This window comes from Streptomyces sp. NPDC027672 (assembly GCF_055566335.1).
This window is the reverse complement of record NZ_JBVHSO010000017.1, coordinates 107,575-121,686: the sequence shown is the minus strand read 5'-3', so window position 1 is coordinate 121,686 and position 14,112 is coordinate 107,575. Positions and strand designations below refer to the sequence as shown.

At 71.4% G+C, this 14,112-nt stretch carries 12 protein-coding genes and 1 pseudogene; 2 read left to right on the top strand and 11 right to left on the bottom strand.

The genetic code is table 11. The annotated features are described in order from the left end of the window. Nucleotides 1-584: 584 nt before the first annotated feature. Both ACZ4SV_RS32000 and ACZ4SV_RS31995 read right to left on the bottom strand, forming a co-directional pair. A complete protein-coding gene (locus ACZ4SV_RS32000; RefSeq protein WP_468008682.1) occupies nucleotides 585-1,910 on the bottom strand; it encodes an amidohydrolase in 1,326 nt (441 codons plus the stop codon). Then, the gene (locus ACZ4SV_RS31995; protein WP_468008677.1) at nucleotides 1,907-3,292 is read right to left on the bottom strand and encodes an MFS transporter; all 1,386 of its coding nucleotides are present in this window, start codon (nucleotides 3,290-3,292) and stop codon (nucleotides 1,907-1,909) included. The genes ACZ4SV_RS32000 and ACZ4SV_RS31995 overlap by 4 nt, the downstream gene beginning before the upstream one ends. A 118-nt stretch (nucleotides 3,293-3,410) precedes the next feature. Between ACZ4SV_RS31995 and ACZ4SV_RS31990 the strand changes: the two genes are divergently transcribed. Next, nucleotides 3,411-4,475: an Lrp/AsnC family transcriptional regulator gene (locus ACZ4SV_RS31990; protein WP_468008673.1), complete on the top strand. Its 1,065-nt coding sequence runs from the start codon at nucleotides 3,411-3,413 to the stop codon at nucleotides 4,473-4,475. A gap of 283 nt (nucleotides 4,476-4,758) precedes the next feature. Here the strand turns inward: ACZ4SV_RS31990 and ACZ4SV_RS31985 are convergent, their stop codons facing one another. Together ACZ4SV_RS31985 and ACZ4SV_RS31980 are read right to left on the bottom strand one after the other, a co-directional pair. Continuing rightward, nucleotides 4,759-5,571 carry an oxidoreductase gene (locus ACZ4SV_RS31985; protein ID WP_468008670.1) on the bottom strand — a complete coding sequence of 271 codons (813 nt, stop codon included), beginning with the start codon at nucleotides 5,569-5,571 and terminating at the stop codon, nucleotides 4,759-4,761. Nucleotides 5,572-5,618: 47 nt separating this feature from the next. Then, nucleotides 5,619-6,197: a TetR/AcrR family transcriptional regulator gene (locus tag ACZ4SV_RS31980; protein ID WP_365879574.1), complete on the bottom strand. Its 579-nt coding sequence runs from the start codon at nucleotides 6,195-6,197 to the stop codon at nucleotides 5,619-5,621. A 179-nt stretch (nucleotides 6,198-6,376) separates the two neighbouring features. On the opposite strand from ACZ4SV_RS31980, the pseudogene ACZ4SV_RS31975 reads away from it, so the two are divergent. Further along, nucleotides 6,377-6,545, top strand: a pseudogene (locus ACZ4SV_RS31975) (RidA family protein); the annotation flags it as partial. Between the two features lie 41 nt (nucleotides 6,546-6,586). Here ACZ4SV_RS31975 and ACZ4SV_RS31970 read toward each other — a convergent pair. The 7 genes from ACZ4SV_RS31970 to ACZ4SV_RS31940 form a co-directional block, all read right to left on the bottom strand. Continuing rightward, nucleotides 6,587-7,567, bottom strand: coding sequence for an amidohydrolase family protein (locus tag ACZ4SV_RS31970; protein ID WP_468008664.1), 981 nt, complete (start codon nucleotides 7,565-7,567; stop codon nucleotides 6,587-6,589). Nucleotides 7,568-7,595: 28 nt separating this feature from the next. Continuing rightward, nucleotides 7,596-8,723, bottom strand: a complete 1,128-nt coding sequence (locus ACZ4SV_RS31965) for an amidohydrolase family protein (RefSeq protein ID WP_468008661.1) — start codon at nucleotides 8,721-8,723, stop codon at nucleotides 7,596-7,598. A 290-nt stretch (nucleotides 8,724-9,013) separates the two neighbouring features. Further along, nucleotides 9,014-9,667 (bottom strand): CoA transferase subunit B, encoded by a 654-nt coding sequence (locus ACZ4SV_RS31960; protein WP_468008656.1) that lies wholly within the window; start codon nucleotides 9,665-9,667, stop codon nucleotides 9,014-9,016. Next, nucleotides 9,667-10,422 carry a CoA transferase subunit A gene (locus ACZ4SV_RS31955; RefSeq protein WP_468008652.1) on the bottom strand — a complete coding sequence of 252 codons (756 nt, stop codon included), beginning with the start codon at nucleotides 10,420-10,422 and terminating at the stop codon, nucleotides 9,667-9,669. Before ACZ4SV_RS31955 ends, ACZ4SV_RS31960 begins: the two co-directional genes overlap by 1 nt. Before the next feature lie 183 nt (nucleotides 10,423-10,605). Then, nucleotides 10,606-12,240, bottom strand: coding sequence for a bifunctional 3-(3-hydroxy-phenyl)propionate/3-hydroxycinnamic acid hydroxylase MhpA (gene mhpA / locus ACZ4SV_RS31950; protein WP_468008647.1), 1,635 nt, complete (start codon nucleotides 12,238-12,240; stop codon nucleotides 10,606-10,608). 4 nt (nucleotides 12,241-12,244) lie between these two features. Beyond that, nucleotides 12,245-13,171, bottom strand: a complete 927-nt coding sequence (locus ACZ4SV_RS31945) for a VOC family protein (RefSeq protein WP_468008643.1) — start codon at nucleotides 13,169-13,171, stop codon at nucleotides 12,245-12,247. Nucleotides 13,172-13,212: 41 nt separating this feature from the next. Then, complete coding sequence (locus ACZ4SV_RS31940; RefSeq protein WP_468008639.1) at nucleotides 13,213-14,055, bottom strand: fumarylacetoacetate hydrolase family protein; 843 nt, start codon at nucleotides 14,053-14,055, stop codon at nucleotides 13,213-13,215. Nucleotides 14,056-14,112 lie beyond the last annotated feature (57 nt).

Below are 14,112 nucleotides of genomic sequence, written 5' to 3'. Positions count from 1 at the left end.
ACTCGTCGCGCGCCTTGGCGATGTCTTCCTGCGACCTGAAGGATCGCCCGCCCGACCGAGCCAGGTGGGCGTCCGGCGCGGACGACGGCGACCGCCTTCGGCCGCAGCAGCGGCTGGAGGCCCGCCACGTCGGCAGCGATCGCGGGGCGGTCCCATGGGCTGTCCCGCGCTGGGCCTTGGGCCGGTCGGCCCCGGGTTCCCGCCTTTCCCGGCCACGCGACTGCCGGAGGTGACGCCGGCGGGGCGGCGCCCCGTACGGCGCCGGTGCTCCGGCCTCGCGGCAGCGACGCCGTCCTCACACCGCTCCTGTGCCCGCGCGACCTCCGCTCCACGGGCATGCGGTCCGGAACGGACTCGCGCGCGGTGAAGCCGGTGCACCAGGCGTCAGCGGTCTTCGCCCACCGCCTCCGCCTGGCCGCGAAAGCCTCGTCGCTCCCGAGCGCGGTCGAGGTGCACCCGCGCACGCACGCTTGATCAGCCCTGCCTCCGTCAAGACTGCGACCTGTGCGGAGAGCGGAGCCCTCGGTGCCCCGGAACAGGTGCGCGGGCCCGGCCCGATGGGCGGCCGAGGCGGTGGAGTCCGCTCACGCGAGCGGTTCGGCGAGCCACTCTGCGGTGACGGCCAGGAAGGCCGTGATGCCCGACTCCAGGGCGGGCCGGGCCACCGGGGCGAAGTGCGGTGAGTGGTTGGCGGCCACCGCCTTCGGGAGGCCTTCCGTCCGCACGGACGACAGGTCGCGGCCGGCGAAGGCGAGGGGGTCCGCGCCGCCGAAGTGCCAGAAGACCGAAGGCGCACCGAGTTCGCGTCCGAAGACGCCGAAGTCCTCGCTGCCGGTGAGCGGGGCCGGGAGCAGCACCACGGCCTCTTCTCCGAGGGCACCGCGCAGGCCGGCGACGGCACGGTCGGTGGCGTCGGCGTCGTTGACGGTGAGGGGCAGGGAGCTGAGAGGGGTGATCTCCGGCCGTTCGGGGGCGCCGGAGGCCGCCGCCTCGGCGTTGATGATCCGGACCACCGCCTCCAGCACCCGGTCGCGCACCTGCTCGTCCGTGACGCGGATGTTGATCTTGAGTTCGGCCTCGTCCGGGATGATGTTCTCGGCCGTGCCGGCGTGGAGGGAGCCCACCGTGAGCACCGCCGTCTGCGCGGCGGGTATCTCACGGGAAACGACCGTCTGCAAGCGCAGTACCGTCGCCGCCGCCATCACGACGGGATCGACCGCGCTCTCGGGCGAGGAGCCGTGCCCGCCCCGTCCGAAGAGGCGGACACGGTGGCTGCTGGAGGCCGACATGAGCACGCCCGGCCGGGTCACGGCCATGCCCACGGGGAAGGGGCCGACGTGCTGGCCCAGGCAGACGTCCGGACGCGGGAACCGGTCGAGGAACCCGTCCCCGGTCATGGCTTGCGCGCCCTCCCCTGTCTCCTCGGCCGGCTGGAAGACAGCGACGACCGTGCCGCGCCAGGCGTCCCGGTGCCGCGTCAACTGCTCGACGACGCCGAGCAGGCAGGCGACGTGCAGGTCGTGTCCGCAGGCGTGCATCACCGGGGTCGGCTCCCCGTCGCGGCCGACGGCTGTGTCGGTGGAGGCGTGGGGAAGTCCTGTCGCCTCCCTGACGGGGAGGCCGTCCATGTCGGCGCGGAGCAGTACGACCGGGCCCTCGCCGTGCTCTCCGGAACGCAGGACGCCGACGACCCCCGTCGTGCCGACGCCTTCGGTGGTCTCCCAGCCGAGCGCGCGCAACTCGGCAGCGACGATCGCAGCGGTACGGGTCTCCTGGAAGGCGAGTTCCGGGTGCCGGTGCAAGTCCTGGTAGGTCTCCAGGAGCCGGGGCAGCCGGTCGGGCAGACCCTGGGTGAGACGGAGGGCCAGGCCGCTGCCAGGGCGCGTGGTCGCGGGGTGCGGGACGGTCATGCTGACTGCTCCTCGGTGTCCGGGGATATCGGTCGGGTTGTCGGTCGTTCCGAAGGGAGGTGGGGTACGCGGCCGGAGCCGGCAGATGGGAGTCGGCGCAGGAACGCCTCGGTCGACTGCGGCGTCGTCACCGCCATGACCGCCGTGAGCAGCGCGCCGAGGGCGAGGAAGGCGAAGGCGGCCTGGAAGGAGACCGTGTCGGCGAGGGCGCCCATGACCACGGGCGCGATCACACCGGCCACCTGGCCACCGAAGATGATCATTCCTGAGCCGGCTCCGGCCAGTTCGGCGGGCAGACTGCGCAGCGGGACGGCGAAGATCGGCATGTAACTGAGGCCCGCGCCCAGCGCGGCGAGGGTCAGCCAGGTCACGAAGGCGCCCAGGGACTGTGCCCCGGTGAGCAGCAGGACCCCGACGGCTGTCACGGCCATGCCGGGCACCACGACCAGGCGGTGCCGTCCGGACAGCCGGTCGGCGAGCCGGCCGCCCGCGATCGCCGCCGCGGTGGAGGCGAGGGCCGGCACCAGGGCGATGGCGCCCGCCCGGGTGAGGGACAGGCCACGCTCGTCGTTGAGGTAGGTGGGCACCCATGTGTTCAGGCCCCACACGATGAGGTCGTAGCCGAAGAACATCGCCGTGAACCGCCACATGACTCCCGAGCGGAGCATCACGCGGGTGGCCCGGGCCGCGCCTCCCGACACGGCGTCGGCCAACTCCTGAGCGGCGACCGCTTCCGAGGCATCGGCCGCTTTCCGGGCGTCGGCAGCCGCCCGTTCGGAGCGGGAGGGCAGCCAGAGCTGGAGGACCGCGTACACGATCAGGCCGGCGGCGGCGATGACGAAGAACGTGGTCCGCCAGCCGAAGGCCGCGATCAACGGGGCGGCGACCAGCGGGGTGAGCACCGTGGCGACGGCGTTGGAGCTCGTCACCAGGCCGTTGGCGGACATCCGCCGGCCGGGCGGAGTCCGCTCGGTGACCGCCTTCATCGCGGCCGCCGGGAAGGCGCCCTCGGCCAGGCCGAAGACGAAGCGCACCAGCAGCAGCACCGTGAACGAACCGGCCAGGCCGGTGACCGCGGTGAACAGCGACCAGGCCAGCAGCGAGCAGGCGATCACCCGTTTGGCACCGAAGCGGTCGGCCAGCAGGCCGCCCGGGATCTGGCACAGGGCGTAGGCAACGAAGAACACCGAGACGACCAGCCCCTGCTGTGTCCGGTCCAGGTGGAACGTGTGCCCGATCGCGGGAAGGGCCAGGTTGATGGTGAGCCGGTCGACGTAGTCGACCAGCCACGCGAGGAAGAGCACCGCCACGGTGATCCGGGCGGTCCGGTCCAGCTTCTGACCGGCCTGGGAGTTCGATCCGGCGTCGGTGGGTGTGACCACGGGCGCTCCTCTCTACAGTGAAGGCCCCTCGTCGGACGGCGCGCCGCCCACGCACCTTCGAGGGGAGGGGACCGCGGGTGCAGAAAGAATCGGACCGGCCTTGGGAAAGGAACGCGAATTGCAGGTAAGCGGCAGCCTGGCGTCTGCTCTGCCGGATTCCGGCACGGCCTTCGCCGAACTGGATCTCGCGCTGATCGACGCCCTCCAGGCGGATCCCCGCGCACCGTGGACCCGCGTAGGTGCCGCGCTGGGCGTCGACGCCACCACGGCCGCCCGCCACTGGGCGCGGCTCGTCGAGCGCGGTCTGGCCTGGATCACCGCCTACCCCGCCCCGGGTCTGGCGGCTGTCGCCTACGTGGAGGTGCGCTGCAAAGCGGGCGCGGTGGACCGGTTGATCGAGCAGCTGAGCGAACTGTCCTGGGTCTTCAGCATCGAGCACGTGGTGGGCGACTTCGATCTGCTCCTCTCCGTCTGTGCCGCCGATCTGCCCGCTCTGGGACGACAGCTCAACCAACTCGGCGTCCTCAAGGGCGTGCGTTCCAGCCGCACCCTGCTGTCCCTGCGTCACTACCGGGAAGGCAGCCGCTGGCAGGTCCGTGCCCTGCCCGCGCGGCATCGCTCGGCTCTGCTGGACGCGCAGCCTGCCCTGCCGCGGGTGGCGGACGAGAAGGGCGCGGGCCGTGGCTACGACCGCACCGACCTCGCTCTCGTGCTCGCCCTGAGTGCCGACGGCCGGGCCGGGTTCCCGGAGCTCGCCGCGCACGCCGGGCTGAGTGAGTCCACAGCCCGCCGTCGCCTCAACCGCCTCGTGCGCGACCACGGTCTGCTGCTGCGCTGCGACCTCGCCCAGCCGCTGGCCGGATGGCCGGTCGTCGTCACCTACCGCAGCGTGGTCCCGCACCAGGACCTCGAACGCATCGGCCTGGCCCTGGCCCAGCTGCCGCAGACCCGGTTGTGCGCCTCGGTCACCGGCTCGTGCAACCTGCTGCTCTCCGTCTGGCTGCGCGGCACCCGCGAGGTGGGCGCCTTCGACGCGCTGCTCGCCGAGCGCATGCCCGAACTCCGCGTCCAGAGCCGCACCGTGACCCTGCGCAGCGCCAAGCGGATGGGCCGGATCCTCGACGGCCGGGGGCGCGCCGTACGCAACGTCCCGGCGAATCTGCCCCCGGCCTCCCAGGACTGACGGGCAGGCCCGGGCGCTCCGGCCACACCCGCCGGCCGTCACGGGGCCGGGCGGTGCTCGGACCTCTCGTCAGCGTCCGGGGAGGCATCACCAGGCCGCCACCCTGCACCGCCGTGGCCGGGGGCGCCGACCGGTGCGTCGTGGTTCGGGTAGGGCAGTACTCGGACTTGGCCGGAGGGTTCTGACTCACGGCCGCGTCATTTCGCATGGCTGCGGGGGGACGGGGTGACTCGTCCCCCCACAGCCATGAGACTCGGGCCGCTCTCGCCCGTGCTCTCCCGCTTCAGAGCGTCTTGACTGTGCCGCCGTCGATGACGTAGTCGGCGCCGGTGATGTTGCCGGCCACATCGGAGAGAAGGAACGCGATCAAGGCCGCCACTTCCTGGGGTTCGGTGATACGGCCGGTGGTGATGTTGAAGGCTTCCGGGATCTGCTGGAGGAATGCGTCGTGCTCTGCCCCGGCTCCGGCCGCCACCTTGCCGCCGAAGCCGTCGGGGTTCTCCCAGATGGAGGTGCGGACCACTCCGGGGGAGACGGTGTTCACCCGCACGCCCTGGGGTCCGAATTCCTCAGCCAGGGACTTCCCCAGCGCGGCGAGGGCCGCCTTGGCCGCGCTGTAGGCGACCGGACCGGCGGCGGGCAGCCGGGAGTTGATGGACGAGACGTTGACGATCGCCCCGCGGCGCTCGATCAGGCTGGGCAGTGCCGCGCGGCTGGCGCGGACCGCGCTGAGCAGATTGAGGTCGAAGACGCGGGTCCACTGGGTGTCGTCGGTGTCGAGGAAGCCGACGGGCTCCACGTCGTCCCCGGCACCCACGTTGTTCACCAGCAGGTCAATGCCGCCCAGCTCGGCGAAGGCACTGTCCATGAGGAGGGCGACGCCTTCGGCAGTGCTCAGGTCCGCCGACACCGCGTGCGCGCCGGTTTCCTTCAGCTCAGGCGTGATGTTCCGGGCGGCGCCGACGACCCGGACACCCTCGTCGATCAGCGTCCGGACCGTAGCCAGCCCGATGCCCCGGCTGGCACCGGTGACAACAGCCGATTTGGAGGCGAGGTTGAGGTTCACAGCAATCCATTTCTTGAACTGGAAGTACAAAATCTGTGTAGCAGGAACTCCCGGCAGGGCGAGTGCCCCGCTTCGGATCAGAGGGAGTCGACCGTCGCGTCGATCACGCGGGTAAGCCGATCAGGACCTTCAGCGACGCGCGCTATGAGCCGCAAGCCCACCACCGTGTTCAGCAGCAGGCTCCCCAAGGCTTCGGGATCACGTTCGGGGGCGATCTCTCCCGAGCGCTGCCCCTCCTCGACCAGTACGCGGAAGGCATCCTCGGTGCGGTCGAACATGCGCTGGACGAGTTCGGTGGCCGCTTCGTCGGTTCCGGCGAGTTCCGCCGCCGTGTTCACGGCCATGCAGCCCCGACGGTCCGGGTCCGCGAGGTCCAGCTCGGCGAGAAATCCCAGCGCCTTGCGCAGCCGAGCCTTGACCGGACCGGGCTCCTCGACCATCTCGATCAGAGCGAGGGCCTGGCTGTCGCGATAGCGGCGGAGCGCCAGCTCGAACAGGGCATGTTTGCTTCCGAAGGTGTTGTAGAGGCTGCCCTTGCCGATGCCGAGCGCATCGACCAGGTCCTGCGGGGTGGTTCCGGCATACCCCTTGCGCCAGAACACCTCCATGGCCTGCTCGACGGCGACATCCGGATCGAACTGCTTGGGCCTTCCCATGAGTGGAACACTAGCACCGTTCTTGACCTTCAAGTCAAGAACGTGGGTGCGATGACTGCCGAGCTGCGGCGGCGACCGCCGCTCCGAACCGGGTCGACTGCGCCCTGCGGCCACGGTGGCAGATCTGCACCTCCGAAACCCGAAAGAGTGAGTGAGTACGCTGAACTGCGAGTCTCGGCGCGGCAACAGCCACGGCGCCCGCTGGGTCACGCCTGATCTTCCTCGCAGGGGCGTGTCCGCTGAACGACGACGGCTCCACGGCAGCGATCGGGGACTACACGGGCCAAGCGGCGAAAGCCATCGAGAACATGCAGACCGCTCTTACTGTCTCAGGCGCGTCACTCAAGGGCGGTTGTCGCCCGCACGAAGCGTCGCGGTCGTCCAGGCGCTCATCCTGCTGCCAGCCGTGGGAACAGCCGGTGGGCGTTGCGCGTCGTGAGAGAACGCCAGGTGTCCTGGCCGGGCTGGGCGGCTGCGTCGACGGAGGCGATCTGCGCGGTTGCGCCCTCGGCTGGAGTGAAGCAGTAGTCGCTGCCGTACAGGAGGCGATCGGTGCCGAACGCTGCTGCCAGTGACGGGACTTGGTGGGGGAAGGGGGTGCCCGCGATGTCGAACCACAGACGGCCGACCTGCTCAGGGATCCGGTCGAGGGGCTCGGTGCCGGCCGGGGTGTCGTCCGCGGCGGCGAAGACGCTGCGGAAGAGTTCCATGCGCTGGGTGAGCAGCGGCAGGGTGCCGCCGCCGTGAGTGAAGATCCAGGGGATGTGGGGGTACTGCTGCAGGCGCCGGTTGAAGACGAGGTCGCTGACCGTACGGGTGGAGTCGAAGAGGAACTCCAGCATGGGGCGTGGGCGGCCCAGGGACACCACCTCCTGGTTCGGCGGGGAGGTGGGATGGACGAACACCGGTGTGCGGCGGCGGTCGAGTTCGGCGAGCAGCGGCTCGAAGCGTGGGTCCCCGAGGTAGACGCCGTGGGCGTTGGTCTCGACGGTGACGCCGTCGCTGCCGAGCTGGTCCATGGCGTGGGCCAGTTCGTCGAGGGCGGCGTCGACGTCGGGCAGTGGCAGGGACGCGAAGTGACCGAAGCGGTCGGGACGGGTGCGCTTGAGGTCGGCGCCCGTTTCGTTCACGTGCCGGGTGAGCGCGCGTGCTGCCGTGTCGTCGCCGAAGTGGGTGCCGGGTGAGGAGATGGACAGCAGGGAGGTCGCGATGCCCCACTGGTCCATGAGTTCCAGGTGGCGTGCGGCATCCCAGCTCGGCCATGCCGCCATCCCGTCGGGGCGGAGGTGGCCCGCGTCCTGCGCCTCCTGGAGGTAGCGCGGGGTGAGGAAGTGCGCGTGCACGTCCACGAGTGGTGTGGGGTTGTTCATGACGGTGCCTCCTGCGCTGGCGGTCGGGTCAGGCTACGGCCGGTGTCTGCTCGGTGCCCGCGCACCAGATGCGGTGGATGGCGCGTGTGCCGCGGATGTCGGCGAGCGGATCCGCGTCGACGAGGAGCAGGTCGGCGCGCAGTCCCGGCCTGACCGATCCGCGGTCCTCCAGCCCGAAGTACCGCGCGGTCAGAGCGGTCGCGGAACGCAGGGCCTCGGCAGGGGTGAGGCCGGCGTCGACGAGGAGTTCGAGTTCGTGGTGGAGGCTCGCGCCGTGCTCCACCTGGAAGGGGACGCCGGGCTGGGTGTTGGCGTCGGTGCCGGCCAGGATCGGCACGCCGGCGGCGTGCAGCGCGGCGAGGTTGCGGCGGGCGGTCTGGTAGGCGTGGGCGAGGCCGCGGGCCGCCGCCGTGCCCTGCATCATGGTGAGGGTGGGGATGCAGACCCGGCCGGCCGCGGCCATCCGCGCGATGTCCCCGGAACCCAGGGGGCCGTCGAGGGGGATGTGGGTGAGGAAGTCGGCGCCGGCGTCGAGGGCCGTGGTGTAGGCGCCCACGGTGGCGGCGTGCGCGACCGACTTCCTGCCGTGCGTGCGGGCGGCGGCCACCAGGGCGTCGACGGTCTCCTGGTCGGGGCCGCCCTGACCGGGCGCCTCGGCCACGATCTTGATGTAGTCGGCTCCGGCCGAGACCTGGGCCGCGACGAACTCGCCGGCCTGTTGCGGGCTGCGCACGATGGCGTCCTGGGCCATGCCGGGGATGCGGGAGTGCGGACCTCCCTCGCCGATCGCAGGTGTGCCGGCGCTGCGGATGTCGGTCAGGTCCGTCACCCGGCGCAAGGAGGCCAGGAGCTGCGGCGGCCAGGTGGCCATGTCCAGGGCGGTGGTGATGCCGTAGGAGGCCAGGCGGGCGAGTGTGCCGGGACCGTGCAGGTGTACGTGGGCGTCGATGAGGCCGGGCAGGAGGACCATGCCGGTGCCGTCAAGGGTACGGGCGCCGGCGGTGTCGGTCTCCGGGGAGATGACGCCGCCGTCGATGACCACCGTGCGCGGTTCGGTGAGCTGCCGGCCGTCGAAGACACGGACGTGCCGTACGGCGGTCCTGGCGGGGCCGGTGCCGGGGCCGGTGCCGGGGGCGGTGGATGCGGGGTGGGTCACCGGTGTTCTCCTGTGCTGTGGATCGGTTGTTCGCTGTGGCCGCGTGCGGCGACTTTGGACAGAGCTGCCACGGCGGCGGATGCGCGCACCGGCCCGTGGGCCGGTCGGCGGATGCCGGGGTGTGGTGGTCGCGGTGATCCGCCCCGGCCGCGAGGCAGGGCAACCTCGGACAGGACGCGGCCGGGGCGGAGCGAGGGGCGGCCTCGGCGGGGGGCCGGCGCGGACAGCAGAGGTTGGTGGGGTTCCGCCGGTCCGGTGGCTGTCCGGGAACACCGGACCGGCGGAGGACCTCAGGTGCTGCGGCCGGCCGGTTCCGGCACGCGCAGCGGAACCGCCGTGGCCGCGACGATGTGCTCGGTGGTGACACCGGGCGCTGTCTCGACCAGGACGACACCGCTGTCGGTGACGTCCAGGACGCCCAGGTCGGTGATGATGCGGTGGACGCAGGCCCGGCCGGTGAGGGGGAGGGTGCACTCCTGAACGATCTTGGGACTGCCGTCCTTGGCGGTGTGCTCCATCAGGACGATGACCCGGCGGGCGCCGTGGACGAGGTCCATGGCGCCGCCCATGCCCTTGACCATCTTGCCGGGGATCATCCAGTTGGCCAGGTCACCGTGTCGGGAGACCTGCATGGCGCCGAGGATCGCGGTATCGATGTGGCCGCCGCGGATCATGCCGAACGACAGGGCGGAGTCGAAGAACGCGGCGCCGGGCAGGACGGTGACGGTCTCCTTGCCCGCGTTGATCAGGTCGGGGTCCACGGCTTCCTCGGCCGGGTAGGGCCCGGTGCCCAGGATGCCGTTCTCCGACTGAAGCACCACGTGCACGCCCTCCGGTACGTGGCCGGGGACGAGGGTGGGCAGGCCGATGCCGAGGTTGACGTAGTCGCCGTCGTGGAGCTCGGCGGCGGCCCGGGCGGCCATCTCGTTGCGGGTCCAGGCCATCAGACGGCCACCGTCCTCTTCTCGATCTGCTTGTCGGCCGCCTGCCGCGCGGTGAGGGCGACGACGCGCTGGACGAAGACACCGGGCAGGTGGATCTCGTCCGGGTTCAGGATCCCCGGCTCGACGAGTTCTTCGACCTCGGCGATGGTCACGCGGCCGGCCATGGCGGCCACGGGGTTGAAGTTGCGGGCGGACTTGTCGAAGACGAGGTTGCCGTGGCGGTCACCACGAGCCGCCCGCACGAGGGCGAAGTCGCAGGTGATGGCTTCCTCCAGCACGAAATCGCGGTCGCCGAAGGAGCGGGTCTCCTTCGCCGGTGAGGCGAGGGCGATACTCCCGTCGGCGTGGTGGCGCCAGGGAATGCCGCCGTCGGCGAGCGGTGTGCCGACGCCGGCAGGGGTGTAGAAGGCGGGGATGCCGCAGCCGCCCGCACGCAGTCGTTCCGCGAGCGTGCCCTGCGGGACGAGTTCGACCTCGAGTTCGCCGCCGAGGTACCGGCGGGCGAACTCCTTGTTCTCGCCGACGTAGGAGCCGGTGACGCGGGCGATGCGGCCGGCGCCCAGCAGGATGCCCAGGCCGTGCTCGTCTGTGCCGCAGTTGTTGGAGACCACTTGCAGGGAGCCCGCGCCCTGGACGTACAGGGCGGAGATGAGGGTGCTCGGGATGCCGCACAGACCGAAGCCGCCGACGGCGAGGGAGGCGCCCTCACCGATGTCGGCGACGGCGTCGGCCGCGGTGGGAAGAGTCTTGTCCATGCATGTCCTAAAAAGTGCGTGACGAGCGCTTGTCATGGGGCGCCGAGGGGCGTCCGGGCCGTGTGGCAACGGCGGCAGGCCCGGACGCCGGGCGGTGCTCCCGGCGCGTGGACGCCCGGGGCACGGCGGCGGGCGGACCGTGCGGTGGTCCGTGCGCCGCGGTCGTGAGGTGCGGGTTATGGGTTACTGCTGGGCGACGGCCTGGAGCGGCTCGGGTGCCGGAGCGCGGTCCTTGATGACGGCGGGCTGCTGCAGTTGCCCGCGTAGCTGGCCGATCAGGTCTTTCAGGCCGGGTCCGTCGGTAGCGGCGCCGAAGAGGTAGAAGTCCGGCCGGATCACGGCGGCGACATGACCGTGCTCGCGCATGTGGGGCAGGTAGCCGTCGGGCGCGTCCAGGTAGCCCTCGGCAGGGGCGCTTCCGGCATGCAGCGGGACCACGGTGGCGCCGATGGCCGCGAGGAATTCCGAGTCTGCGGCATCCAGCGCCTGAAGGGGGTCGGGGCCGTCGGTGAGGACGGTGAACCCTCCGCCCGTGAGGTCGTCCAGCAACGCCGTGCGGCCCTCGTGTGTGACCTTGTACTGCGGCGTGAGGTGACCGACGCCCGGGGCGCGGGTGCCGTCTGCCGCGCGCTGGAGGACGCCGTCGCCCAGGACCGGCGGCGGCGTAGGCGGCAGGGCGTGCCGCGGGTCGGCGCCGGCAGCGATCATGCGCTTGTCGCGGGCCGCGGCGTCCTCGGGGTCGAGGACGCAGATGACCTGCCCCAGGGCCATGGACATGCCGATGGCGTGCTGGACGTGTTCGCTGCGCTCGGAGGTGTAGGTGTCCAGGAGGTCTGCGTCGGCCCGGCCGGCAAGGACGAGGTCCAGTTTCCAGGCCAGGTTGATCGCGTCCCGCATGCCGGAGCACATGCCCTGTCCGGCGAAGGGCGGCATCTGGTGGGCCGCGTCACCGGCCAGGATCAGGCGGCCCTCGCGCCAGCGGTCCACCCAGCGGGCCTGGAAGGTGTAGACGGTGTGCCGCTCGATCGTGGTGTTCTCCGGTGTGCGCCCCCAGGGCTGAAGCAGGCGCCAGGCCGTCTCCAGGGTGTTGAGTTCCTCGATGCTCTCGTGGGGCAGGCGCAGGAACTCCCAGCGGCGCCGGCCCGGTCCGCCGGAGACGATCGTGGTGGGCCGCTCGGGGTCGCACAGCTGCCAGTTCGTCGGTGCCCACTCGGCCTGTTTGTGCGGCTGGGTGTCGACGATCAGCCAGTCGTAGAAGAACCCGAGGTCGGTGACGGAAGTGGCCATGCCGGAGCGGACGAAGCTGTTGGCGCCGTCGGCACCGATGACGTAGCGCGCCCGCACGGTCGCGGGGCCGTCCGCTCCGGTGGTGCGGAGCAGGACGCTGTCCTCGCCGTGGACGAGGTCGACGACTTCGCAGCCGCGGCGCACGGTCACGGTGGGCAGGCTCTCGGCGGCCTGGGCGAGGACGGCCTCCAACTGGGGCTGGCAGAAGAAGCTGGCGGTGGGCCAGCCGGAGGGGCCGTTGCCGGACCAGTCGATGCGTACCAGCGGCTCACCGGCGGCGTTGCGCCACTCGTAGTGGTCGGGCACCGGGTCGGTGACCGCGCGCACCTCCTCGCCCACTCCGGCGGCCTGGAAGATGCGGCCGATCTCGTGATCGAAGTGCACCGCGCGCGGCAGGTCGTAGGGGCTGGGCCAGCGCTCCAGGGCGATGACGTCGTGCCCGGCCCGTCCGAGCAGCAGGGCCAGCATCTGGCCGACGGGGCCGAAGCCGACGACGGCGACGTCGTGCACCTTGGAAGGACTTCTGTTCACGGCTCTACCTCGACTCACTGTGCGTGCCGGTCATCAGGGCGGCGAGATCTTCGGGGGCGAGGAAGGACGGCGGGGGCGGCGGGCCCCAGTTGAACAGGCCCTTGGCTCCTTCGAGGACCTCAGGCGTCCAGAGCTGGTCGTCGACGATGCAGTCCATGTCGGAGTAGTACTCGCTGAAGTTGCCGGCCGGGTCCTTCAGGTACCAGAAGAAGTTGGAACCCGCGTGGTGGCGTCCCAGGCCCCAGATGTGCCGCTCGGGATGGTCTTCCAGCATGGCGGCGGCTCCGCGGCCGACTTCGTCGATGTCGTCGACCTGCCAGGAGGAGTGGTGCAGGAAGGCGACCGGTGCGGCCAGGACCAGGATGTTGTGGTGGTCGGTGGAGCAGCGCAGGAACGCCCCGTGGTCCTTGATGTAGTCCGACGCCTTGAAGCCGAGCCCGTCGCGGAAGAACGCGGTCGTGGTGTCGAAGTCGGTGGTGCCGATCACGGCGTGACCCAGCTTGCGGGGCCGCACCCGGCCGGTGCGCAGGACGCCGGGGGCGCGGGAGCAGGTGCGCTCGGCGCGGCCGGGGCCGTTGTAGACGGTGGCCGCGACCGGGTCCTGGATGAGGCGGGGGGTGACTTCCAGTACGGCGCGGACGGCGGTGGCCTTGTCGTAGGCGGTGAGCGTCCCGGCGGCAACGACGGCCTCGGTGCCGAGCCGCTTCAGACGGGAGGCGGTCGCGGCCAGGTCGTCGGGGGTGTCGACGCCGATGCGGACCTCCACCAGGCGGCGGGTCGGCGCGTGGACGATGCGTAGCTGGCGTCCTGCGTCCTGGGTGGTGAACCAGCCGTCGGTGTCCGGGGTGAGCCCGAAGTCGGTGTAGTAGGCGGCGGTTTCCGCGGTGTTGGGGACCCCCATGGTGATGGAGGTCAGACGGTGCAGTGCCATGGGGGACTCCTTGACTCCTTTGTCCGTCGGGTCCGGGTGGCTCAGACGACGAAGGTCTGGCGCAGTTCGCCGATGCCCTCGACGGTGCTGACCAGTTCGTCGCCCGCTTCCAGCCAGCGCTGCGGATCGCGGCCGAGCCCGACGCCGGCCGGGGTGCCGGTGAAGATCACGTCGCCGGGCAGCAGCGGCAGCACGGCGGACAGCCGGGAGACCAGGGCCGGCACGGAGAAGATCAGGTCGCGGGTGCGGCCCTTCTGGACCTCCTCGCCGTTGATCGCGCAGCGCAGCTCGAGGTCGTCAGGGTTGTCGAACTCGTCCGGCGTGACCAGCCACGGACCGATCGGGGTGAAGCCGGGGAAGGACTTGCCCAGACTGAACTGGGGCACGGGACCCGCCAGTTGCGCAACCCGTTCGGAGATGTCCTGGCCCACGGCCAGTCCGGCGATGTGACCCCAGGCGTCGGCCTCGGCAACTCCTTCGGCTCGGCGGCCGATGACGGCGACCAGCTCGACCTCCCAGTCGGTGTGGCCATCCGTCGGCAGCTTCACCTCGGTGACGGGCCCGGTGATGCTGCTGACGAACTTGGTGAACACCGGCGGGAGGCCCTCAGGCACCGCGAAGCCGGACTCCGCCGCGTGGTCGCGGTAGTTGAGGCCGATCGCCAGCGTCTGCCGCGGGGCCGGAGCCGGCGAGCCCAGTTCAGCCGGGTCGAACGCCACCCCTTCGGGCAGGTCGGCGGCGGCGGCCCAGGCCCGGAACACGTCCCACTGCTCGTAGACGGCCTGCGGGTCGGCGGAGAAGCCGCCGTCACTGGCCTGCTCGACGTCGACGGCCTTGCCGTCCACGATGAGGGCCAGACGACCGGAAAGGTTGGCGATACGCATGATGTGTCTCCCGAAGGGGATGGGAGCGGGACACCCGAAACCTCGTCGGCGGATACC